Source organism: Streptomyces sp. NPDC053560 (assembly GCF_044544605.1).
Classification (GTDB): Bacteria; Actinomycetota; Actinomycetes; order Streptomycetales; family Streptomycetaceae; genus Streptomyces.
The window spans coordinates 297,586-319,678 of sequence record NZ_JBITXI010000009.1 but is presented as its reverse complement, the minus strand read 5'-3'; the positions used below and the strand labels follow the sequence as shown (position 1 = coordinate 319,678).

Here is a 22,093-nt window from a genome sequence, read left to right as displayed (position 1 = left end):
CCGCGCGAGCAAGCACAGCGGCGCCGCAGCGGGCCGCAGGCGGGATCAGCCCGGCGAGGCCGGTGGCCCCGTGCGGGAGCGAGTGGGCTGGGCGCGCAGTTCCCCGCGCCCCTGGGCGCCGCTCCGCGGCCGCCCCCCGACGCCGGGGGGGGGGGGGGGGCCCCCCCGGGGGGGGGGGGCGCCCCGGGGGGGGGCCCCCCCCGGGCCCCCCCCCCCCGCCCCCCCCCCCCCCCCCCCCCCCCCCCCCCCCCCCCCCCAACCCCCCCCCCCCCCCCCCCCCCCCCCCGGCGTCGGTCATCCCGCGGCGCAGCCGCCTACGGCAGCTGTGCTGCTCGCGCCTCGCGGCGGTTGTCGCGGAAGGTGTTCACGCGGCGGGCGGTCGCGAAGAGCGGAATCATCGCGGCCGTCACGACCTGCAGCGCGCAGCCCGTCTGGAGCAGCAGCTGGCCGGCCGGCGCGTCCAGCGCCCACGCCGCGAGCATGGCCATGCTCGCCACGATCCAGGAGAGCATCGCGACCGCGAGGCGCCCCCGCGGCTTCGGGTACTCCACCCGGCTGACCATCAGCCACGCCACGCCGATGATGGCGAGGAGCGTGGGCAGGAAGGGCAGCTCCAGCAGGACGATCGCCACGACCGTCAGCGCGCCGAACGGGCTCGGCATGCCCTGGAACATGCCGTTCGGCACCGTCACGCACGAGAAGCGGGCGAGGCGGAGGATCACCGCCAGCAGCACCACCACGGCCGCGACCACCGAGACCCGCTGGTTCGCGTCCTGGGCGACCATGCCCCAGGTCACGACGAAGTACGCGGGTGCCAGGCCGAAGCTGATCAGGTCGGAGAGGTTGTCGAGCTCGGCCCCCATCGCCGAGGCCCGCAGCTTGCGTGCGACCAGTCCGTCGAACAGGTCGAAGACCGAGGCGAGCAGCATCAGGATCACGACCATGGCGGCGCTGTGCCGCGCCATGCCGCCGTCGTCCGTGCCCGTGAGGTGCGGGATGAGGACGCCGGTGGTCGTGAAGTAGACGGCCATGAAGCCGCAGATCGCGTTGCCGAGGGTGAGCGTGTCCGCTATCGACAGCCGCGTCGAAAGCGGCATGTCGTCGTCCTCCTCTTCCTCGGCCACCCAGCCCGCCTGGGTATCGGGATCAATCACGGTCAAGACGAGTCACCCCCGCTGTGGTGGCCTGGCCGACCTCGACCGCGGCCTCGACGCCCTCGGGCAGGTACACGTCCACGCGCGAGCCGAAGCGGATCAGACCGATGCGCTCACCCTGCTCGACCTTGGTGCCCTGCGGGACGTAAGGAACGATGCGGCGGGCCACCGCACCGGCGATCTGCACCATCTCCACGTCGCCGAGCTCGGTGTCGAAGTGCCAGACGACGCGCTCGTTGTTCTCGCTCTCCTTGTTGAACGCGGGAACGAAGCCGCCGGGGATGTGCTCGACGGACGTGACCGTGCCGGCCAGCGGGGCGCGGTTCACGTGGACGTTCAGCGGGCTCATGAAGATCGCGACTCGGGTGCGCCCGTCCTTCCACGGCATGATGCTCTGCACCACGCCGTCGGCCGGGGAGATGACGCGGCCCTGAGCGATGTCGCGCTCGGGGTCGCGGAAGAACCACAGCATGCCCGCCGCCAGAGCGGTGGTGGGCACGGCGACGGCGGCCCAGCGTCCCGAGCGCCGGGAGCGGGCCAGGCTGACCGCTGCCGTTGCGACGGTCGGCAGGAGCCACGGCGACGCTCCGCGCGCGAGGCGGACGCGACCGCGGTGAGCAGAGGATTGGCTGTGGGGCATGGATGACCTTCGTAGCGGAGGATGCCGCGTAGGAATGGGGGACGCGCGGCTTTCCGGGGATGCTATCGGTTGCGAGCGGCAACTGGCCAAGAGCCAACGCCAATCCGTGGCCGAAGTCCCGTGACGGGGTGTGATCTTCTTCTCGAAGAAAACACCCCGAAACGGACATTCAGCCCTGGATTCGGTACTCCTCCAGTAGCCGGCGCCCGATGATCATTTTCTGGATCTCAGCGGTACCTTCACCGATGAGCAGCATGGGCGCCTCGCGGTACAGGCGTTCGATTTCATATTCCTTGGAGAAGCCGTATCCGCCGTGGATGCGGAAGGCGTCCTCCACGACCTCCTTGCAGTACTCGGAGGCGAGGTACTTCGCCATGCCCGCTTCCAGGTCGTTCCGCTGACCCGAGTCCTTCTTGCGGGCGGCGTTGACCATCATCGCATGGGCGGCCTCGACCTTTGTGGCCATTTCGGCCAATTTGAACTGGATGGCCTGATGCTTTGCGATCGGCTTACCAAAGGTGTGCCGCTGCTGCGCGTAATCCACCCCCAGTTCGAATGCACGCTGCGCGACGCCACAGCCACGTGCCGCGACATTCACCCGGCCGACCTCGACGCCGTCCATCATGTGATAGAAACCACGTCCGGTTTCGCCGCCGAGCACGCGATTCGCGGGGATCCGGAGGTCCTGCATGATGAGCTCGGTCGTGTCGACGCCCTTGTAGCCCATCTTCTCGATCTTGCCCGGGATGGTCAGTCCGGGGCGCACCTCGCCGAAGCCGGGCTCCTTCTCCACGAGGAAGGTCGTCATCGACTTGTGCGGCGCGGTGCCCTCGGGATGCCCCTCGTCCGTCTTGCAGAGCACGGCCGCCAGCGTCGACGAGCCGCCGTTCGTCAGCCACATCTTCTGGCCGTTGAGGACGTACTCCTCGCCGTCCCGCACCCCCTTGGAGGAGATGGCGGAGACGTCCGAGCCGAGCGCCGGCTCCGACATGGAGAAGGCGCCCCGTATCTCGCCGGCCGCCATCCGGGGGAGGAAGTAGTCCTTCTGCTCCTGCGTGCCGTGCTGCTTGAGCATGTAGGCGACAATGAAATGGGTGTTGATGATGCCGGAGACGCTCATCCAGCCGCGCGCGATCTCCTCGACCGTCAGCGCGTAGGTGAGCAGCGACTCGCCGAGGCCGCCGTACTCCTCGGGGATCATCAGCCCGAAGACGCCCAGTTCCTTGAGCCCCTCGACGATCTGCGTCGGGTACTCGTCCTTGTGCTCCAGCTCGGTGGCGACCGGAATGATCTCCTTGTCCACGAAATCGCGGACGGTGGAGAGGATTTCCCGCTGGATGTCCGTCAGACCCTCGGTCTGTGCCAGGCGCGCCATGGCTACTTCTCCTTCGCCGCGGGGGTCTTCAGCTCCGGACGGCCGGGCTGCTCGCCGCCGCGCTCCTTGATGTACGTGGCCGTCGGCACCATCACCTTGCGCCGGAAGACGCAGACCAGCGTGCCGTCCTGCTTGTAGCCCCTGGTCTCGACGTGCACGATGCCGCGGTCGTTCTTCGACTTCGACGGCGTCTTGTCCAGCACGGTCGTCTCGCCGTAGATCGTGTCGCCGTGGAAGGTCGGCGCCACGTGCTTCAGCGACTCGATCTCCAGGTTGGCGATGGCCTTGCCGGAGACGTCCGGCACGGACATGCCGAGCAGCAGCGAGTAGATGTAGTTCCCGACCACCACGTTCTTGCCGAAGTCGGTCGTGGACTCGGCGTAGTTGCTGTCCATGTGCAGCGGGTGGTGGTTCATGGTGAGCAGGCAGAAGAGGTGGTCGTCGTACTCGGTGACCGTCTTGCCGGGCCAGTGCTTGTACACGTCGCCGACGGTGAACTCTTCGTAGGTACGGCCGAACTGCATGTCGTCACGCCTCCGGGGCTTCGAACTTGCTGGTGCGCTGCATGCCGGCGGCCCGGCCCTTGCCGGAGATGACCAGGGCCATCTTGCGGCTGGCCTCGTCGATCATCTCGTCGCCGAGCATCGCCGAGCCCTTCTTGCCGCCCGCCTCGGAGGTGCAGTACTCGTACGCGTCGAGGATCAGCTCGGCGTGGTCGTAGTCCTCCTGCGAGGGCGAGAAGACCTCGTTGGCCGCCTCGACCTGGCCGGGGTGCAGCACCCACTTGCCGTCGAAGCCCAGCGCGGCGGCGCGCCCGGCGACCTCGCGGAAGCCGTCCACGTTCTTGATCTGGAGGTAGGGGCCGTCGATCGCCTGGAGGTCGTTGGCGCGCGCGGCCATCAGGATCTTCATCAGGATGTAGTGGTAGGCGTCGGCGCCGTAGCCGGGCGGCTGCTCGCCGACGACCAGCGACTTCATGTTGATCGACGCCATGAAGTCGGCCGGGCCGAAGATGATCGTCTCGATGCGCGGGGACGCCTGCGCGATCTCGTTGACGTTGTTCAGGCCCTGCGCGTTCTCGATCTGCGCCTCGATGCCGATCCGGCCGATCTCGAAGCCCATCGTCTTCTCGATCTGCGTGAGCAGGAGGTCGAGGGCGACGACCTGGTCGGCGGTCTGCACCTTCGGAAGCATGATGCAGTCGAGGTTCTGGCCCGCGCCCTCGACGACGGTCACGACGTCGCGGTAGGTCCACTCGGTCGTCCAGTCGTTGACCCGCACCACGCGCGTCTTGCCCGTCCAGTCGCCCTCGTTGAGGAACTTGACGATGGTGTGCCGGGCCTCCGGCTTGGCGAGCGGCGCGCAGGCGTCCTCCAGGTCCAGGAATACCTGGTCGGCGGGGAGGCCCTGGGCCTTCTCCAGGAAGCGCGGGTTGCTGCCCGGGACCGCGAGGCAGGAACGGCGGGGACGCAGACGGTTGACCTTGGTCATGCGGGGACCTCCAGGGGGTCGAGCTTGTTCGCGGTACGGATCTCGTCGACGATACGGCCGATGATCTCCGTGATACCGAAGTCCTTAGGGGTGAAGACGGCGGCGACACCGGCCTCGCGCAGCGCTGCCGCGTCGGCCGAGGGGATGATGCCGCCGACGATGACGGGAATGTCGTCCACGCCCGTACGGTGCAGCCGGGCCAGTACGTCCGGCACCAGCTCGGCGTGCGAGCCGGAGAGGATGGACAGGCCGACGCAGTGCACGTCCTCGGCGACGGCCGCCGAGACGATCTGCTCGGGGGTCAGCCGGATGCCCTGGTAGACCACCTCGAAGCCGGCGTCGCGGGCCCGTACGGCGATCTGCTCGGCGCCGTTGCTGTGCCCGTCCAGGCCGGGCTTGCCGACCAGCAGGCGCAGCTTGCCGCTGCCGAGGTCGGCGGCGGTACGGGCGACCTTCTCGCGGACGGCGGCGAGCGGGCTGCCCGCCTCGGCGGGGACGGCCAGCGGGGCGCTGGAGACGCCCGTAGGAGCCCGGAACTCGCCGAAGACGTCCCGGAGGGCCCAGGCCCACTCCCCGGTCGTCACACCGGCCCTGGCGCACTCCAGCGTGGCCGCGAAGAGGTTGGTGTCGCCGGCCGCCGTCTTCTTCAGCGCCGACAGCGCCTCCTGGGCGCGCGCCTCGTCGCGGGCGTCCCGCCACTCGTGCAGCGCCCGCACCACCCGCGCCTCGTTGTCCGGGTCCACCGTCATGATCGCGGTGTCCAGGTCGGCGGTGAGCGGGTTGGGCTCGGTGGACTCGTAGCAGTTGACGCCGACGATCTTCTCCTCGCCGGCCTCGATCCGGCCGCGCCGCTCCGCGTGCGAGCTGACCAGCTGCGACTTGAGGTAGCCGGACTCGACGGCGGCCATCGCGCCGCCCATCTCCTGGATCCGGTCGATCTCGGCCAGCGCCTCCTCGACCAGCGCGTCCACCTTCGCCTCGATGACGTGCGACCCGGCGAAGATGTCCTCGTACTCCAGCAGGTCGCTCTCGTGCGCGAGCACCTGCTGGATGCGCAGCGACCACTGCTGGTCCCAGGGGCGGGGCAGGCCCAGCGCCTCGTTCCAGGCGGGCAGCTGCACGGCGCGCGCGCGGGCGTCCTTGGAGAGCGTCACGGCCAGCATTTCGAGGACGATGCGCTGGACGTTGTTCTCCGGCTGCGCCTCGGTGAGGCCGAGGGAGTTGACCTGGACGCCGTAGCGGAAGCGGCGCTGCTTGGGGTTCTCGATGCCGTACCGCTCGCGCGTGATCTTGTCCCAGATGCGGCCGAAGGCGCGCATCTTGCACATCTCCTCGACGAACCGGACGCCCGCGTTGACGAAGAAGGAGATCCGCGCGACCACGTCGCCGAACTTCTCCGGCGGCACCTGCCCGGAGTCCCGTACGGCGTCCAGCACCGCGACGGCGGTGGACATCGCGTACGCGACCTCCTGCACCGGCGTGGCCCCGGCCTCCTGCAGGTGGTAGCTGCAGATGTTGATGGGGTTCCACTTCGGGATGTGCGCCACCGTGTACGTGATCATGTCGGTGGTCAGCCGGAGGGAGGGCCCGGGCGGGAACACGTGCGTGCCCCGCGACAGGTACTCCTTCACGATGTCGTTCTGCGTGGTGCCGGACAGCTTGGAGATGTCCGCGCCCTGCTCCTCGGCGACCACCTCGTACAGCGCCAGCAGCCACATCGCGGTGGCGTTGATGGTCATCGAGGTGTTCATCTGCTCCAGCGGGATGTCCTGGAACAGCCGGCGCATGTCGCCGAGGTGGGAGACCGGGACCCCGACCCGCCCGACCTCGCCGCGGGCGAGCACGTGGTCGGGGTCGTAACCGGTCTGCGTCGGGAGGTCGAACGCGACCGACAGGCCGGTCTGGCCCTTGGCGAGGTTACGCCGGTACAGCTCGTTGGACGCCTCGGCGGTGGAGTGCCCGGCGTACGTCCGCATCAGCCACGGACGATCCTTCTGACGCTCAGTCATGGTGTCTGTCTCCAGGACGATTCCGTCGGTCAGACGTTCCGGAAGCGGTTGATCGCGGCGAGGTGCTTGGCGCGCTTCTCGTGGTCGCGTACGCCCATGCCCTCCTCGGGGGCCAGCGCGAGGACGCCGACCTTGCCCTGGTGGAGGTTGCGGTGCACGTCGTACGCGGCCTGGCCGGTGTCCTCCAGGGAGTACGTCTTCGACAGCGTCGGGTGGATCTTGCCCTTGGCGATCAGGCGGTTGGCCTCCCACGCCTCGCGGTAGTTGGCGAAGTGGGAGCCGATGATGCGCTTCAGGGACATCCACAGGTAGCGGTTGTCGTACTGGTGCAGGTAGCCGGAGGTCGAGGCGCAGGTGGTGATGGTGCCGCCCTTGCGGGTGACGTACACGGAGGCGCCGAAGGTCTCGCGGCCGGGGTGCTCGAAGACGATGTCGATGTCCTCGCCGCCGGTCAGTTCGCGGATGCGCTTTCCGAAGCGCTTCCACTCGCGCGGGTCCTGGTTCTCCTCGTCCTTCCAGAACTTGTAGCCCTCGGCCTTGCGGTCGATGATCGCCTCGGCGCCCATCTTCCGGCAGATCTCCGCCTTGTCCTCGCTGGAGACGACGCAGATGGGGTTGGCGCCGCCGGCCAGCGCGAACTGGGTGGCGTAGGAGCCGAGTCCGCCGGACGCGCCCCAGATGAGGACGTTGTCGCCCTGCTTCATGCCGGCGCCGTTGCGGGAGACCAGCTGGCGGTACGCGGTGGAGTTCACCAGGCCGGGGGCCGCCGCCTCCTCCCAGCTCAGGTGGTCCGGCTTGGGCATCAGCTGGTTGGACTTCACGAGCGCGATCTCGGCGAGGCCGCCGAAGTTGGTCTCGAAGCCCCAGATGCGCTGCTCGGGGTCGAGCATCGTGTCGTTGTGGCCGTCGGAGGACTCCAGCTCGACGGAGAGGCAGTGCGCGACGACCTCGTCGCCGGGGTGCCAGGAGTTCACTCCGGGGCCGGTGCGCAGCACGACGCCCGCGAGGTCGGAGCCGATGATGTGGTACGGCAGGTCGTGGCGCTTGCTGAGGTCGCTCAGGCGGCCGTAGCGCTCCAGGAAGCTGAAGGTGGACACCGGCTCGAAGATCGAGGTCCACACGGAGTTGTAGTTGACCGAGGACGCCATGACGGCGACCAGGGCCTCGCCCGGGCCCAGCTCCGGCACCGGCACGTCATCGAGGTGCAGCGACTTGCGCGGGTCCTTCTCGTTGCTGGGGAGGCCGGCAAACATGTCGGCCTCGTCCTTGTGCACGGTGACCGCGCGGTACGACTCGGGGATGGCCAGATTCGCGAAGTCCTCGCGGGTGCTGTCCGGCGCGGTGATGGCGTCAAGAATGTGGTTCACGGTGTGCCTCCGGCGAAGCCATATGAGGGACGGCTTGAGGGAACGTCGGGGGTGGTGCGAAGGCGGTGCCGTCGGTTCGGCTGTGTGGTGCTCGGCAGGCGCGGGTGTGCGCGAGGGGTTGCCTGTGACGCAGGCGTCCGGGCGCGCGGACCAGTGGTTCGCGGGGACAACCGGTACGCCGAAGATCGGGGTGTACCGGCCGCCCGGACAACATCAACGTATGACACCGCGTGCCAGTCGACAAGGCACTCGGTGCCAACAATTTCTCTCAGATGTCATCCGGGCGGCACGCATGAGCAACATGAATCATCGCGAAAGAGGATGTTCCGCCCCCGCTGGAGAGGGTGCGTGATGTTTGTTACTCGCGGGTCGCATGACAAAGCGCCGCCACGCCCATGGCGTGACGGCGCTCGGGCCGGCCGGTGTCAGCGGTGCTCGCGCAGCGCCTTCTGGATCGTGCGCATGACCTCGCTGAGCGGAGCGTCCGTACGGGCCACCGTCACCAGCACCTCGCCCTCCCGGGCCGCCGTCGCGGCGGGCGGCGGGCTCGCGGGCGTCCGGCCGGCCCCGATGCCCGTGCCGAACGTCTCGCGGACGATCGCGAAGGCGTGGTCGAGCTGCGTCTCCACATCGCCCTGCGCACCCGCCCGCAGCCAGCGCCGCAGGACGTGGTTGTGCGCGGTGACCACAGCGGAGGCGGCGACCTCGGCGAGCAGCGGGTCGTCGTTGCCCTCGCGGTGCGCGCCCTCGTCGAAGTGGCCCAGGAGGTAGCGCGTGAAGAGGCGTTCGTAACGGGCCACCGAGGCGATCTCCGCCTCGCGCAGCGTCGGCACCTCGCGGGTCAGGCGGTAGCGGGCCACCGACACCGTGGGCGAGGCCGCGTACATCCGCATGACTTCCTTGATGCCGCGGCAGACCGTGTCCAGCGGGTTCTCGTGTGCCGGTGCCGCGTCCAGCACCGCCTCGGCCCGTACGAGGGTGTCGTCGTGGTCGGGGAAGATCGCCTCTTCCTTGGAGCGGAAGTGGCGGAAGAACGTCCGCCGGGCGACGCCCGCCGCCGCGGCGATCTCGTCGACCGTCGTCGCCTCGTAGCCCTTTGTCGCGAACAGCTCCATCGCCGCCGCCGCCAATTCGCGGCGCATCTTGAGCCGCTGGGCGGCCGCGCGGCGAGAGCCGGGGGTGGTGCTGTCGTTTCCGTCGGAAGGCTGCGTACGAGCGGGCTGGGACATGTGGGGACGGTACTTCATATTCCCGCGGCCTGCGGCATTCGCCCGCGGAACGGGCGGCCGGGAGGCCGCGGGCGGGCTGCCCCCGGGGTCGAGCAGCCCGCCCCAGCCACCCCCGGCGTCAGCGCTTGGCGTACTCACGGAAGCCGCGGCCGGTCTTGCGGCCGAGGCAGCCCGCGGCGACGAGGTGCTCCAGCAGCGGTGCCGGGGCCAGGCCCGGGTCGCGGAACTCCTGGTGCAGCACCTTCTCGATGGCCAGCGAGACGTCCAGGCCCACCACGTCGAGCAGTTCGAACGGACCCATCGGGTAACCGCCGCCCAGCTTCATCGCGGCGTCGATGTCGTCCGGCGAGGCGTAGTGCTCCTGGACCATCTTCACCGCGTTGTTCAGGTACGGGAAGAGCAGCGCGTTCACGATGAAGCCCGCCCGGTCGCCGCAGTCCACGGGGTGCTTGCGGACCTTGGCGCACACCGCCCGCACCGTGGCGTGCACATCGTCGGCGGTCAGCACGGTCCGGACGACCTCGACCAGCTTCATGGCCGGCGCCGGGTTGAAGAAGTGCATCCCGATGACGTCCTGCGGGCGCGAGGTGGCCCGCGCGCACGCCACGACCGGCAGCGAGGAGGTGGTGGTGGCCAGCACCGCGCCCGGCTTGCAGACCTTGTCCAGCGTCGCGAACAGCTGCTGCTTGACCGCCAGGTCCTCGGCCACCGCCTCGACCGCGAGGTCCACGTCGGCGAAGGCGTCCAGCGAGTCCGCGGGGGTGATCGCCGCCAGCGCCGCGTCCCGGGCCTCCTCGGTCATCCGGCCCTTGGCCACCGACCGGTTCAGCGACTTCTCGACCAGTGCCTTGGCCCGGTCCGCCTTCTCCTGGCTGCGGGCCGCGAGCACGACCTCGAAGCCGGACTTCGCGAAGACCTCCGCGATGCCGCTCGCCATCGTCCCGGACCCGGCCACGCCGACGCTGCGCACCGTGCGCGAGGCGGCCTGCTCGTGCTGCTCGGCGGGGGTCCCGCCGTCCGGCACGACCGTCGCGGAACCGGGCGTCTCGTACGTGTAGAAGCCGCGGCCCGCCTTGCGGCCGGTCAGCCCCGCCTCGGCGAGGTGGCCGAGGATCGGCGCGGGCGCGTGCAGCCGGTCGTGCGAGGCCGCGTACATCGCCTGCAGCACCGTGCGCGCGGTGTCGATGCCGATCAGGTCCAGCAGCGCCAGCGGCCCCATGGGCAGGCCGCAGCCCAGCCGCATGGCCGCGTCGATGTCCTCGCGCGTGGCGTACTTCGACTCGTACATGGCGGCGGCCTGGTTCAGGTAGCCGAAGAGCAGGCCGTCGGCGACGAAGCCGGGGCGGTCGCCCACCGCGATCGGGTCCTTGCCCAGCTCGCGGGCGAGCTCGGTGACGGCGGCGACGGCGGTCGGCGCGGTCAGCACCGAGGAGGCCACCTCGACCAGCTTCATGACCGGCGCCGGGGCGAAGAAGTGCAGACCGACCACGCGCTCGGGGCGCTGGGAGTCGGCGGCCAGCCGGGTCACCGAGAGCGAGTTGGTGCCGGTGGCCAGCACGGTGTCCGGGCGGACGATGCCGTCCAGGGCGGTGAGGATCTGCCGCTTGAGCTCGTAGTCCTCCGGCACCACCTCGATCACCAGGTCGGCGTCGGCGGCGGCCTGCAGGTCGGAGAAGGTGCGGAAGCGGGCGAGCGCATCGGCCCGCTCGCGCTCGGTGAGCCGCTCGCGGCGCACGGCGCGGGCGGTGGAGGACTCCAGTGCGGTGACGGAGCGGCGCACCGCGGCGTCGTCGATGTCGATGCCGATGACCTCGCGGCCGGCGCGGGCGAGCACCTCGGCGATGCCGGTGCCCATCGTGCCCAGGCCGACGACGGCGACGGTGGCGATGCCGGACGCGGCGGTGGCGGGGGACAGGGGCGAATCAGGGGTGGACGAGAAGCCCATCACGAGACTCCAGAGGGTGTTCCCCTGCGAACAGGGGAGAAGTGACGACTGAGGGTGAGCGCACACGCGGTCGACGCGGTCGAAGGGCGCGTACGGAGGGAGCTGCGCGGCGGACCCTGTCCCGGGATCGCTGCCGGTCACTCGCTGTGTGTCGTGCGTTGCGGTGCCGAACCGACTTCACTCTTGGCGGCTGCGTCACCAGGCCGCCCGAGCAGGGGTGCTGCTCGTGCCAGCAGATTAACTCGCGGGTAACGGCAAGCGCCAGGGGGAAGAGGGGGGATTAATCTGTGGCGCGGGCCACGCCGAGGCAGTGGGGGAGGAGCCACACAAATGGAAGACCACTTCCACGAGTTGACCGACCGGGTACGGGGCGAGCTGCAGTCACCGGCCGACCTCGTCACCTATGAACGCCTGCTGGGCCTCGCCCGCAAGAACACCCCGGCCGGGCGCGAGGAGCTGGCCAGAATGCTCACGGCCGTCGAGCGCCCGCTGTGGACCCGCGAGATCGCCGCCTTCTCGCTGGGCTGCGCCGGCGACCGCCGCGCCTTCGAGACGCTCGTCCTGCTGCTGAACTACCGCGACCCCGTCCGCTGCGCCACCGCCGCGCACGCGCTGGCCCGCCTCGGCGACCCCCGTACGGCGCGTGCCGCCGCGGCCCTGGCCACCAACCCCCTCCGCACCGCCTACGCCCTGCACCCCGTGCGCCTGCTGGCGGACCTCCGCGCCCCCGAGTCCGTCCCGGCGCTGATCTCCACCCTCGAACGCCTCCTCACCCCGCACACCCCCTACTGGCGCGTCGCGCTGGCCTGCGTGGAGGGCCTGGGCGCGCTCGGTGACCGGCGCGCCGTCCCGGCCCTCACCTCGGCCCTGGACCACCCGCGGCTGGCGGCCGCGGCGGCGGCCTCCCTGGCGAGGCTGGACAGCGGACGCAACGGCCGCGGCTGACCGGCGCTACAGAGAGCGGGCGTACCGGACCTCCGGTACGAGCGCGCCGGCCAGTTCCTCGGCGTCCTCCACGCCGTCCGGGGCGAAGCCCGCGCGCTCGTAGAAGTGGCGCGCGCGGGCGTTGTGCTTGAGCACCCACAGGCGCATGCCGGAGTAACCGCGCTCCCTGGTGAGGTCGAGGGACGCGGTCATCAGCGCGCGGCCGATGCCGGTGCCCGTCTGCTCGGGCCGTACGTACAGCGCGTACAGCTCCGCGTGCGCGGGGTCCCGCCGGCCGGACGTCTCGTCGCGGTACGGCCCGAACGCGGCCCAGCCGGCCACCGAACCGGCGTGCTCCGCCACGAGGTTGACCACCTCGGCCGGTGCTTCGCTGAAGAACTCCCGCCGCCGCTGCGCCTCTTCGGCGACGTCCAGCCCGTCGAGGAAGTGCTGGGGCACCAGCCCGGCGTAGGCCCACTGCCAGCCCCGGACCCTGATCGCGCAGACCGCCCCGATGTCGTCCTCGGCCATCCGCCGTATCCGCAGCTCACCCATGGGGGCAGGCTAGGCGCGCGGGACACGGGTGTCGTGGGCATTTCGGGGGCGCGTCGCCGGGGAGTTGACCTTGACGCAGGCGGCAGGGTTCCAGACTGCCCGGCATGAGCGCAGAGAAGCAGGAGTTCGGCGGGCGGGTCGTGGTGGTCACCGGAGCCGGGACCGGCATCGGGCGAGCCACCGCACGGGCCTTCGTGGCCGCGGGGGCACGTGTGGTGGCGGTCGGGCGGCGTCCGGAGCCGCTGGCGGAGGCCGCGGCCGGCCACCCGGCGATATCGCCGTACGCCGCCGACATCACCGCCGACGGGGCCCCGGAACGGATCACGGACCATGTGATCGCCACGCACGGGCGGCTGGACGTCCTGGTCAACAACGCGGGGATCGTGGGCAGCGGGGCGCTGGGGACCTGCACGAAGGGATCCATCGCGCCGCAGCTCGCGACCAACCTGGTGGCGCCCGTGCTGCTGACCGGGGCGGCCCTGCCGCATCTGGAGTGCGCCGGCGGTGTCGTGGTCAACATCTCGACGGCCGTGGGCCGGCGCGCCTGGCCCGGCAACGCCGTCTACGCCGCGAGCAAGGCCGGACTCGACACGCTCACCCGCAGCTGGGCGGTGGAGCTGGCACCGCGCGGCATACGGGTCGTGGGCGTCGCCCCCGGCGCCGTCGAGACACCGATCGGGGAGCACCAGGGGCTGTCGGCGGAACGCATGGCAGCAGTCCGCGCCTGGCAGATCGACCACACCCCGCTGGGCCGGCTGGGCCGTCCGGAGGAGGTCGCCGCGGCGGTGCTGCGGCTGGCCTCCCCGGAGGCCGCGTTCGTCACGGGCGCGATCCTGCCGGTGGACGGGGGTGCGATGGTGGCGTGAGCGGCGCCTCGGGCGGGGCCTGCGCCGCGTCCAGCGCGCGGGCCAGCCGGTCGCGGGCCTCCGTCTGCGCGGCGATCCGCGCGTCGATCAGGGCGAGCCGGTCCCGGGCGACGCGCAGGCCTTCGGGGGACGGCGGCGCGGTCGTCATGTCGCCGTCCAGGCAGCCCGCGAAGCACCGCACGTCGGCCAGCGTGAGCCCGGCGTCGAGCAGGTGCCGGATGTTCCGGACCCGCACCGCGGCGCGCTCGTCGTAGACGCGGTAGCCGTTGGCCTCGCGTACGGAGCCGATCAGCCCCTCTTGCTCGTAGTGGCGCAGCGCCCGGGGCGTCGCCCCCGTGACCGCCGCCAGCTCCCCGATTCGCACCGGCCCAGCGTACGGGGCAGGCGCCCGCAGCGCCCAGGCGGTTTCCGACGGGCAGGTCAGGCCTTTTCGAGGATCGTCTTCAGCTCCGACAGCATCATGATCCAGCCACCGCTGACGCCCTCCAGCATCTTGGAGTCGGCCGAGGTGAAGCCGTCGTGGGTGATGGTCAGCTTCACGCCCAGCTCCGGCTCCTCGGCCGGTTCGATGTCGAAGGAGACCTTCGAGCGTTCCTTGACCGCCTCGGCGAACTCCGCGTCGCTCATGCCGAACATCTCCTGGTGCATCGGCTGCAGCGTGTGCCAGGTGTAGGCGAGCCGCCTGCCCGGCTCCGCCTCGGTGACGACCTGGCCGAGGTCCTGCGGCTCGCCGCCGTCCTCGACCGGCCACAGCACCTTGGAGCCGACCTGCCAGTCGGAGGAGGGTGCCCAGCCGCCGTGGTACTGCTTCAGGAACTCCGGGCTGGTCAGCCCCTCCCAGAGCTTCTCGGGCGTGGTGTGGATGTAGATCGTGTAGACGAACTCGGGCTTGGTCATCGCCGTTCCTTCCAGGGCGTGCTTCAGGTTGCTGAGCGCGGCCATCCGGCCTCGCTCGTACTGGCCGATCCAGCGGTCGGCGATTTCGTGGAGGGGTACGGGGTTGAGGTAGTGCAGCCTCTCCCGGCCGCGTCGGACCGTCGTGACCAAACCGGCCCCCACCAGGAGCGCCAGATGCTTGGACACCGCCTGTCTGGACATCCCCAGCCCTGCCGACAGCTCGCGCAGGCTCTGCCCATTTCGCTCGTTCAGCCGATCCAGCAGCCGCCGGCGGCTCGCGTCCGCGAGCGCCTTGAACACCTCGTCCATGTCGCTCCCTCCCCTCCCCACCAGATTGGCAACCATTTGGTTGCGCGTCAAGCCGGCGCGGCGCGTGGCTTGCCGCAGAGGGGCAGGCCCCAGCGTCGTACGGACCCGGGGGGTGGTCAGAGCAGCGTCAGCTGGGTGGCCTCGGCGGCCGCGGGGCCGGTGGGGGAGCCCAGGTCCGCGGAGCCGGCCTGGGCCGGTACCCGGGGCTCCGGGCGGGGCGCGACGCGGCGGTGCTCGGCGGCGCGTGCGGGGCCGATGCCGTACTCGGCGGCCAGCTCGTGGACCTGGCGGGTAATGCGCCGCTGGTACCACTTCGGGGCGTACGCGCCGTCCGCGTACAGGCGCTCGTACCGCCGCACCAGATGGGGGTGGTGGTGCTCCAGCCAGGCCATGAACCACTCGCGGGCGCCCGGCCGGAGGTGCAGCACCAGCGGCGTCACGGAGGACGCGCCGGCCGCCGCGACGGCCCGTACGGTGGCGCGCAGCTGGTCCGGGTGGTCGCCCAGGAACGGGATGACGGGGGCCATCAGGACGCCGCAGCCGATCCCGTGCTCGGTGAGGGTGCGGACGGCGTCCAGGCGGCGCTCCGGGGACGGCGTACCGGGCTCCACGGTGCGCCACAGTTCGCGGTCCAGGAAGCCGACCGACATCGAGATGCCGACGTCGGTGACCTCGGCGGCGGCGCGCAGCAGGTCGAGGTCGCGGAGGATCAGCGTGCCCTTGGTGAGGATCGAGAAGGGGTTCGCGTGGTCCCGGAGGGCGCTGATGATCCCGGGCATCAGGCGGTACCGGCCCTCGGCCCGCTGGTAGCAGTCGACGTTGGTGCCCATGGCGATGTGCTCGCCGCGCCAGCGTCTGCCGGACAGCTCGCGTCTCAGCAGGTCGGGCGCGTTGACCTTGACCACGATCTGGCTGTCGAAGCCGAGTCCGGTGTCCAGGTCGAGGTAGCTGTGGGTGCGCCTGGCGAAGCAGTACACGCAGGCGTGTGTGCAGCCCCTGTAGGGGTTCACCGTCCATTCGAACGGCATGCGGGAGGCGCCCGGGACCCGGTTGACGAGGGACCGGGCCCGTACCTCGTGGAACGTCACCCCGCGGAACTCCGGGGTGTCGATGGTCCGGCTGACCACGTCCGTGCCGAAGAGCGCGGGCGTGCGCGGCGGACCTGACGGGTCCGCCGAGCCCTCGCTCAAGTTCTCCCAGCGCATCGCGCCTCCTCATGGGTGCTGCGGCCCCCCGCCGTCGATAATAGAACAGACGTTCCCATCGGTGCTGTCAACCCGGATTTGGGCGCGCAGCGCCGGAGTGGTTGGCTTGCCGCACACCGCACCACCAGCAAGCGAGCACCCTGGAGGGCAGCACTCATGGGCCAGGTCGAGGCCACCACGCAGCGCGAGATCGCGGCGAACCCGGACGACGTGTTCGACGCGCTCGCGGACTACTCCGGCACCCGCCCGAAGCTGCTGCCCGAGCACTTCAGCGAGTACGAGGTCCGCGAGGGCGGCGACGGCAAGGGCACGCTGGTGCACTGGAAGCTCCAGGCGACCAGCAAGCGCGTCCGCGACTGCCTGCTGGAGGTCGACGAGCCGACCGACGGCCAGCTGGTGGAGAAGGACCGCAACTCCTCGATGGTCACCACCTGGACCGTCACCCCCGCCGGCGAGCAGCGGGCCCGGGTCGTCGTCACCACCACCTGGCAGGGCGCGGGCGGCGTCGGCGGCTTCTTCGAGCGCACCTTCGCGCCCAAGGGCCTCGGCCGGATCTACGACGCGATGCTCGCCAACCTCGCGGCGCACACGGAGAAGTGACCGCGCCCGCAGGGGAGCGGGAGCCGGGCCGCGCGCCTCACCGGATCGAGTGGTTTCCCACCGTGCCCGCATGACGCGCGCCGCCCGCGGCCGACGGGCTAAAGCCCTGATGGGGGCCGGGCCTGCCGCCTCCGTACGGCCGTTGACGGCGGAACCTGCCCCGTACGCTCCGTTTCGTCACGCTTGATCGCAGTTGTCGCCCGATGCGAGAACAGGGCGCGGCACAGGCGTGACGAGGGGAGCAGCACGTGGGAGGTACCACACTGGCGGAGCCGGACGAGAGGTCGGGACCACCGGCGTCCGGCGTGGCCACGGCCGGACCAAACGCGTCGCGGCCCGCCGAGCCCGGCCCCGTGGAGACGGAGCGGCCCGGCCCCCGCCGCGTCCGTACGGCGGCCGTGCTCGGTCTGGCCCCGGCGCTGCTCCTCGCGGCGCTGGGCCAGACCGTCGTGGCCGGCCCGCTCCCGGAGCTCGCCGGCCGGCTGTCCGGCGCCGACCGGACCGCGTGGCTGGTGCCCGCGCACCTCCTCGCCTCGGCCGTGGCCCTGCCCCTGCACGGCAGGCTCGGCGACCGCTTCGGCCGCAAGCCGGCGCTAATCCTCGCCCTCCTCGTCTTCGTGGCCGGCTCCGCGATGGCGACCCGGGCGCACACGATGGACGCACTGCTCGCCGGCCGCGCTCTTCAGGGACTCGGCGCCGGCGGCATCATGGCCGGCGTGCAGGCGCTGGCGTCGGAGACCGAGCCGCACCGGGCGCGCGTCCGCGCCACGGTCCTCACCGGCGCCGCCTACGGGCTCGCCACCGCAGCGGGCCCGCTGGTCGGCGGCCTCCTCGCCGAACACGCCTCGTGGCGCTGGTGCTTCGGCGTCAACGTGCCCCTCGGGCTCTTCGCCCTCCTCGTGGTGGCCGTCGCCCTGAAGGTGCCCCGGCCCGTCCGGCGGCCGGGGACCGACCCCGTGGGCGTCCTGCTGCTCGCCGCGTTCTCCGCGTGCGCGGTCCTGCTCGCCTGCTGGGCCGGCACGGAGCACGCCTGGGATTCGCGGGGCGTGCTCGGCCTCTCCTGCGGCGCGCTCGGCAGCGCCCTCCTCCTCGTGGCCGTCGGGTACTTCACCGCCGAACCGATCCTTCCGCCGCGCCTCCTCCGCGACCGGACGTTCCTCGCCACCGGTGCCGTCGGCGCGGCGGCCGGTGCCGCGCTCCTCGGGGCCGTCGTACACCTTCCGGCCTTCTTCCAAGGGCCCGGCGGCACTTCGGCCCTCGAAGGCGCGCTGCCGCTGCTCCCGATGGCGGGCGGCTTCGTCCTGGCGGCGGCCGTCGCCGGCCGGCTCATCGGCTGCACCGGTCACCACAAGCTGTTCCCGGTACTGGGCTGTGCCCTCGCCGCCGAAGGCATGTGGCTCCTCTCCCACCTCCGGGCGGACACCGCACACGTCACCGTGGCGCTCTGGACGGGCATCCTCGGGTTCGGCCTCGGCTTCGTCCTGCCGGTCCTCCCCGTTGCCGTGCGGCAGGCCGAGCACCCCGACGGCACCACCACCGCCCTCGCCGCCGGTGCGTACGCGCGACAGCTCGGTGCCGCCGCCGGCGTGGCCGCACTCGGTGCCGTGCTCGCCGTACAGGCGGCGGGCCCGCTCCACGACGGCGGTACCGCCGCCCACGCCGAGGCCGTGCCCGGCCTCCTGCGCCACCTCGTGCCCGTGCTCCTCCTCGGGCTGTTGCTCGCCTTCTTCCTCAAGGAGAACCCCCAGGTGTCCCACGCTGCCTACTCCCCGCACGACCCGCAGACCGCCCCGGGCGAGGGCGGCGCGGAGGCCGTCGCGACCGTCCCCGCGGCCCGCACCGCACCCGCCGCCGCTCCGTACTCGCCGGCCGGAGTGCCCGTCTGCGGCACCGTGCAGCACCACGACGGCTCCGTCGTACCGCGCGCCGCGCTCACCCTCATCGACGTCACCGGGCGGCAGATCGGGCGCGGCGCGACCGGCGAGGACGGGCGGTACGCGCTGAGCACCCCGGGCACGGGGTCGTACGTGCTGATCGCGGCGGCCGGCGGCCATCAGCCCCGCGCCGTCAGCGTCACGGTGGGGGACCGGCCGGTCGACCTGGACGTGGTCCTCGGCGGCGCGGGGCGGCTCGCGGGCACGGTCACCACGGCCGACGGCACGCCCGTGCGCGATGCCATGGTGACGCTGACGGACGTGCGGGGCGAGGTGGTGGCCACGACGCGCAGCGGGCGCGAGGGCGGGTACGTGATCGGCGAGCTGGTGGCGGGGGAGTACACGCTCGCCTCCAGCGCCCCCGCCTTCCGGCCGGCCGCGCTGCCGGTGACCGTCCAGGCGGCCCGCGAGACACGCCAGGACGTCGAACTGGCGGGCGGGGCCGTGCTGCGCGGCACCGTGCGGGCCGGTGGCGGGCGTCCCGTGGAGGACGCCCGGGTCACGCTGCTGGACGCGGGCGGCAACGTCGTGGACACCGCGACCACGGGTCCCGACGGGCTGTTCCGCTTCGTGGACATGGCCGCGGGCGAGTACACCGTGGTCGCCGCCGGCTATCCGCCGGTGGCCACGGTGCTCCAGGTGGCGGGCGGCGGCCGGACGGAGCGCGATCTTCAGCTCGGGCACGAGGACTGACCGCTGGCCCCGGACGGCACGCCGCGGGACGTCCCGGAGCGCGGCCCTCCGGAGCGCACGCGCATCCGCGGGGCGTACTCGGCGGAAATATGCACCTTCGTGCGTCCAGGGCCTCCGCGGCACGCTCCTTTCCGCTACGGTCCCGTGCTCGTGGACGGCGATCGTTCACGGGACCGGCGGGAGGTGTGCGGGCGGTGGGTGAAGCGTGTGTGCCGTGGAGTAACGCGAGGCAGGACGCCCTTCGGCCGCGGTACGGCACTTCCCGGAATGCGCCCCGTCAGGCAGCGTGTGGCCGTACCGTGGTAGCGGGACGCAGATCATGCGTACGCGTACGAAGGAGCAACCGCCCATGGAGCGTGGCCCGTCGCACGGCGACGACATGGTGAGCGCGGCGCAGGGGGTGCCCGCGCCGCGGGAACCCGAGCCCGGCCGGATCCCCCTGGCCGTCGTCGTGGTCGATGCCCGCGGGCTGGTCTCCCACTGGAGCCGCGGTGCGCGCCGGCTCTTCGGTCCTTCGCGCGAGGAGGCGGTGGGCGCGCCCGCCGTGGAGCTGATGCCCGTCTCCGGGGCGCTGGGCTCCGACGAGTGGCGCGGCCCGGACGGCGTCGAGGACCCGCACGGCCCCGACCTGGAGTCCGCGCTCGGGGGCGAGACCTCCTACCCGCGGGCCGGGCGGGCCCGTACGGCGGATCCGGAGCGCGGCCGGATCGACATCCTGTGGTGGGCCTACCCCCTGGTCGGGCCCGGCCCCGAGCGGCTGCTCGTGCTGGCCGCCGACGCGGGGCAGTTGCACGGCGAGGGTGAGGGGCGGGACCGGGAGCGGTACGCGCCGGGTTTCGCGCTGCACACGGACTTCCCCGGCTCCCAGGAGCTGGCCCGGCGGTTGCCCGAGATCCTGCCGAGCATGAGCCCGCAGGAAAGCGCCCGGATCGTCTCCCAGGTGCTCGAACTGGGCTATCCCGTGCTGGAGATCAGTCAGCAGGAGCGCTTTCCGGTCACGCCGGACTGGGGTGTGCCCCGGCGCGTGGAGCGGCGGGCCCGGCTGTTGCGCGCCGCCTCCGAGGAGGCCGCCGATCCGCAGACCGCGGCGGCGGCCGCCGCCGAACTGGAGTCGGACCTCGAATACGTCGCGGTCCGCGAGCGCCTGGAGTTCCTGAACGAGGTCAGCGGCCGCATCGGCTCCTCGCTGGACCTGGCCCGTACGATCCAGGAGGTCAGCGAGGCCGTCGTGCCCCGCTTCACCGATGTCGCGGGCACGTATCTGCGCGAGCAGGTCATCGCGGGCGAGGGCTTCCCCGACGGCCCGCCGGACACCACGACCATGTGGCACCGCGTGGCGCTGGAGCACAACGACGAGCCGGGCCGCTGGGACGACGTGGTGCCGGTCGGCGAGTCGATGCCGTTCCCGGCGCACACGCCGTTCTTCCAGTGCATGACCACCGGCGAGCCCGTGCTGATCCCGCGGATCAGCGAGGAGATGGGCAACGCCATCGCGGCGCAGTTCGAGAAGCGCGACATCAGTCCGCTGATCAACCTGCGTTCCATGCTGGTCGTCCCGCTGAAGGCGCGGAACGTCGTCCTGGGGTTCATGATCCTGCTGCGCCACCCGGAGCGCGCGGAGTTCAACGACATGGACCGGGTCACGGGAGCCGAACTGGCCGCGCGTGCGGGCCTGGTGCTCGACAACGCCCGCATGTACACGTACCAGGAGAACGTCGCGGAGACGCTCCAGGACAGCATGCTCCCGCACATCGAGCCCCGGATGGCGGGCTGCGACACCGCGACCCGCTATCTGCCGGGCACCCGCCTCGGCCGGGTCGGCGGCGACTGGTTCGACACCATCAAGCTGCCGGGCTCCCGTACTGCGCTGGTGGTCGGCGACGTGATGGGGCACGGCCTGAACTCCGCGGCGATGATGGGCCAGTTGCGGACCGCCGTACAGACCATGGCCGCCATCGACATGCCGCCGGCGCAGCTGCTGCGCAGTCTGGACGACCTCGCCCAGCGCCTCGGCGACAACTACCTCGCGACGTGTCTGTACGTCGTCTACGACCCGATCGAGTCCCGGCTGACCATCGCCAACGCCGGGCACATCCCGCCTGTCGTCGTCCGCGCGGCGGACGGCCGCAGTGAGCTGCTGGACCTGCCGACGGGCGCCCCGATCGGCGTCGGCGGTGTGCCCTTCGAGGCGGTGACCCTGCCCGTCGCGCCCGGTGACCGGCTCGTGCTGTGCACGGACGGCCTGGTGGAGGTGCGCGGCGAGGACATCGGCGTCGGGCTGGCCGCGCTCGCCGAGTCCGCTGCGCACCCGGCCGCCTCCATGGACGACGCCTGCGACATGATCATCCGGTCGCTCGCGGCGACCTTGAACGAGGGCAGGGGCGGCCGCAAGGACGACGTGGCGCTGCTGATGGCCCGGCTGAACGGCATCGAGCGCGCTGACGTGGCCGAGTGGCGGCTGCCCATAGCGGCGGGCGAGGTCTCCCGGGCCCGCCGGCTGGCCCGGGACCAGCTCGCCGTCTGGGGCCTGGAGTCCGCGTCGGACACCGCCGAGCTGCTGGTCAGCGAGGTCGTGACCAACGCCGTACGGCATGCGCACACCCAGCACGTCGTGCTGCGCCTGGTGCGGACGGACGCGCTGCTCTGCGAGGTGTCGGACGACGACCACAGCCTGCCGCAGCTGCTGAACGTGAAGGAAGACGACGAATTCGGGCGTGGGCTGCGGGTGGTGAGCCGGCTGGCCCGGGAGTGGGGCACGAGCCGTACGTCCACGGGCAAGACGGTGTGGTTCGAGCAGACGCTGCCGCGGGTGCGCCGCGGAGCGCGCTCGAACAAGAAGTGAAAGATCGACTACCACTCTTGAAAGAAGCGTTGCCACCCTTGCGGCCCGGTGGAACTCG

18 protein-coding genes are annotated in these 22,093 nt (G+C 71.7%); 5 read left to right on the top strand and 13 right to left on the bottom strand.

What is annotated here, in order from left to right; translation table 11 throughout:
• Window positions 1-314: 314 nt before the first annotated feature.
• The 9 genes from pssA to ACIGQF_RS23350 all read right to left on the bottom strand — a co-directional run bounded on the left by pssA (window position 315) and on the right by ACIGQF_RS23350 (window position 11,210).
• Complete coding sequence (gene pssA / locus ACIGQF_RS23390) at window positions 315-1,160, bottom strand: CDP-diacylglycerol--serine O-phosphatidyltransferase (RefSeq protein ID WP_361567063.1); 846 nt, start codon at window positions 1,158-1,160, stop codon at window positions 315-317.
• Complete coding sequence (locus ACIGQF_RS23385; RefSeq protein WP_030612964.1) at window positions 1,147-1,794, bottom strand: phosphatidylserine decarboxylase; 648 nt, start codon at window positions 1,792-1,794, stop codon at window positions 1,147-1,149. Before ACIGQF_RS23385 ends, pssA begins: the two co-directional genes overlap by 14 nt.
• Window positions 1,795-1,963: 169 nt before the next feature.
• Window positions 1,964-3,169: an acyl-CoA dehydrogenase family protein gene (locus tag ACIGQF_RS23380; protein ID WP_399713374.1), complete on the bottom strand. Its 1,206-nt coding sequence runs from the start codon at window positions 3,167-3,169 to the stop codon at window positions 1,964-1,966.
• A 2-nt stretch (window positions 3,170-3,171) separates the two neighbouring features.
• A complete protein-coding gene (locus ACIGQF_RS23375; protein ID WP_361567070.1) occupies window positions 3,172-3,693 on the bottom strand; it encodes a MaoC family dehydratase in 522 nt (173 codons plus the stop codon).
• A 4-nt stretch (window positions 3,694-3,697) separates the two neighbouring features.
• Window positions 3,698-4,660, bottom strand: coding sequence for an HpcH/HpaI aldolase/citrate lyase family protein (locus ACIGQF_RS23370; protein WP_399713370.1), 963 nt, complete (start codon window positions 4,658-4,660; stop codon window positions 3,698-3,700).
• Window positions 4,657-6,669: a protein meaA gene (locus ACIGQF_RS23365; RefSeq protein WP_399713367.1), complete on the bottom strand. Its 2,013-nt coding sequence runs from the start codon at window positions 6,667-6,669 to the stop codon at window positions 4,657-4,659. Before ACIGQF_RS23365 ends, ACIGQF_RS23370 begins: the two co-directional genes overlap by 4 nt.
• Before the next feature lie 29 nt (window positions 6,670-6,698).
• Window positions 6,699-8,036 (bottom strand): crotonyl-CoA carboxylase/reductase, encoded by a 1,338-nt coding sequence (ccrA, locus tag ACIGQF_RS23360; protein WP_399713364.1) that lies wholly within the window; start codon window positions 8,034-8,036, stop codon window positions 6,699-6,701.
• Window positions 8,037-8,461: 425 nt separating this feature from the next.
• Complete coding sequence (locus ACIGQF_RS23355; RefSeq protein WP_361567082.1) at window positions 8,462-9,265, bottom strand: TetR family transcriptional regulator; 804 nt, start codon at window positions 9,263-9,265, stop codon at window positions 8,462-8,464.
• Window positions 9,266-9,383: 118 nt separating this feature from the next.
• On the bottom strand, window positions 9,384-11,210 hold the full coding sequence (locus ACIGQF_RS23350) for a 3-hydroxyacyl-CoA dehydrogenase family protein (protein WP_399713360.1): 1,827 nt from the start codon (window positions 11,208-11,210) through the stop codon (window positions 9,384-9,386).
• A 330-nt stretch (window positions 11,211-11,540) separates the two neighbouring features.
• On the opposite strand from ACIGQF_RS23350, the gene ACIGQF_RS23345 reads away from it, so the two are divergent.
• Window positions 11,541-12,155, top strand: coding sequence for a HEAT repeat domain-containing protein (locus ACIGQF_RS23345; protein ID WP_399713357.1), 615 nt, complete (start codon window positions 11,541-11,543; stop codon window positions 12,153-12,155).
• 6 nt (window positions 12,156-12,161) lie between these two features.
• On the opposite strand, the gene ACIGQF_RS23340 is transcribed toward ACIGQF_RS23345, so the two are convergent.
• Window positions 12,162-12,689, bottom strand: a complete 528-nt coding sequence (locus tag ACIGQF_RS23340) for a GNAT family N-acetyltransferase (RefSeq protein ID WP_399713354.1) — start codon at window positions 12,687-12,689, stop codon at window positions 12,162-12,164.
• A gap of 104 nt (window positions 12,690-12,793) precedes the next feature.
• On the opposite strand from ACIGQF_RS23340, the gene ACIGQF_RS23335 reads away from it, so the two are divergent.
• Window positions 12,794-13,555, top strand: coding sequence for an SDR family NAD(P)-dependent oxidoreductase (locus ACIGQF_RS23335; RefSeq protein WP_399713352.1), 762 nt, complete (start codon window positions 12,794-12,796; stop codon window positions 13,553-13,555).
• Here the strand turns inward: ACIGQF_RS23335 and ACIGQF_RS23330 are convergent.
• From ACIGQF_RS23330 to ACIGQF_RS23320, 3 genes are all read right to left on the bottom strand, one after another.
• Window positions 13,509-13,919 (bottom strand): MerR family transcriptional regulator, encoded by a 411-nt coding sequence (locus tag ACIGQF_RS23330; RefSeq protein WP_399713349.1) that lies wholly within the window; start codon window positions 13,917-13,919, stop codon window positions 13,509-13,511. The genes ACIGQF_RS23335 and ACIGQF_RS23330 overlap by 47 nt on opposite strands.
• A gap of 56 nt (window positions 13,920-13,975) precedes the next feature.
• Window positions 13,976-14,761 (bottom strand): ArsR/SmtB family transcription factor, encoded by a 786-nt coding sequence (locus ACIGQF_RS23325; protein ID WP_399713346.1) that lies wholly within the window; start codon window positions 14,759-14,761, stop codon window positions 13,976-13,978.
• 116 nt (window positions 14,762-14,877) lie between these two features.
• On the bottom strand, window positions 14,878-15,966 hold the full coding sequence (locus ACIGQF_RS23320; protein ID WP_399713343.1) for an Rv2578c family radical SAM protein: 1,089 nt from the start codon (window positions 15,964-15,966) through the stop codon (window positions 14,878-14,880).
• 156 nt (window positions 15,967-16,122) lie between these two features.
• Here ACIGQF_RS23320 and ACIGQF_RS23315 point away from each other — a divergent pair, with 156 nt between their 5' ends.
• From ACIGQF_RS23315 to ACIGQF_RS23305, 3 genes are all read left to right on the top strand, one after another.
• A complete protein-coding gene (locus tag ACIGQF_RS23315) occupies window positions 16,123-16,566 on the top strand; it encodes an SRPBCC family protein (RefSeq protein WP_399713341.1) in 444 nt (147 codons plus the stop codon).
• 248 nt (window positions 16,567-16,814) lie between these two features.
• A complete protein-coding gene (locus ACIGQF_RS23310) occupies window positions 16,815-19,193 on the top strand; it encodes an MFS transporter (RefSeq protein ID WP_399713338.1) in 2,379 nt (792 codons plus the stop codon).
• 379 nt (window positions 19,194-19,572) lie between these two features.
• Window positions 19,573-22,035, top strand: a complete 2,463-nt coding sequence (locus ACIGQF_RS23305) for a SpoIIE family protein phosphatase (RefSeq protein ID WP_399713608.1) — start codon at window positions 19,573-19,575, stop codon at window positions 22,033-22,035.
• Window positions 22,036-22,093: the final 58 nt, after the last annotated feature.

Coding starts and splice junctions, on each gene's coding strand:
- ACIGQF_RS23375 (WP_361567070.1), bottom strand. CDS start 3,693: ATGCAGTTCGGCCGTACCTACGAAGAGTTCACCGTCGGCGACGTGTAC.
- ACIGQF_RS23345 (WP_399713357.1), top strand. CDS start 11,541: ATGGAAGACCACTTCCACGAGTTGACCGACCGGGTACGGGGCGAGCTG.
- ACIGQF_RS23380 (WP_399713374.1), bottom strand. CDS start 3,169: ATGGCGCGCCTGGCACAGACCGAGGGTCTGACGGACATCCAGCGGGAA.
- ACIGQF_RS23365 (WP_399713367.1), bottom strand. CDS start 6,669: ATGACTGAGCGTCAGAAGGATCGTCCGTGGCTGATGCGGACGTACGCC.
- ACIGQF_RS23385 (WP_030612964.1), bottom strand. CDS start 1,794: ATGCCCCACAGCCAATCCTCTGCTCACCGCGGTCGCGTCCGCCTCGCG.
- ACIGQF_RS23335 (WP_399713352.1), top strand. CDS start 12,794: ATGAGCGCAGAGAAGCAGGAGTTCGGCGGGCGGGTCGTGGTGGTCACC.
- ACIGQF_RS23370 (WP_399713370.1), bottom strand. CDS start 4,660: ATGACCAAGGTCAACCGTCTGCGTCCCCGCCGTTCCTGCCTCGCGGTC.
- ACIGQF_RS23350 (WP_399713360.1), bottom strand. CDS start 11,210: ATGGGCTTCTCGTCCACCCCTGATTCGCCCCTGTCCCCCGCCACCGCC.
- ACIGQF_RS23320 (WP_399713343.1), bottom strand. CDS start 15,966: ATGCGCTGGGAGAACTTGAGCGAGGGCTCGGCGGACCCGTCAGGTCCG.
- ACIGQF_RS23325 (WP_399713346.1), bottom strand. CDS start 14,761: ATGGACGAGGTGTTCAAGGCGCTCGCGGACGCGAGCCGCCGGCGGCTG.
- ACIGQF_RS23340 (WP_399713354.1), bottom strand. CDS start 12,689: ATGGGTGAGCTGCGGATACGGCGGATGGCCGAGGACGACATCGGGGCG.
- ACIGQF_RS23355 (WP_361567082.1), bottom strand. CDS start 9,265: ATGTCCCAGCCCGCTCGTACGCAGCCTTCCGACGGAAACGACAGCACC.
- ACIGQF_RS23305 (WP_399713608.1), top strand. CDS start 19,573: ATGGTGAGCGCGGCGCAGGGGGTGCCCGCGCCGCGGGAACCCGAGCCC.
- ACIGQF_RS23315 (WP_399713341.1), top strand. CDS start 16,123: ATGGGCCAGGTCGAGGCCACCACGCAGCGCGAGATCGCGGCGAACCCG.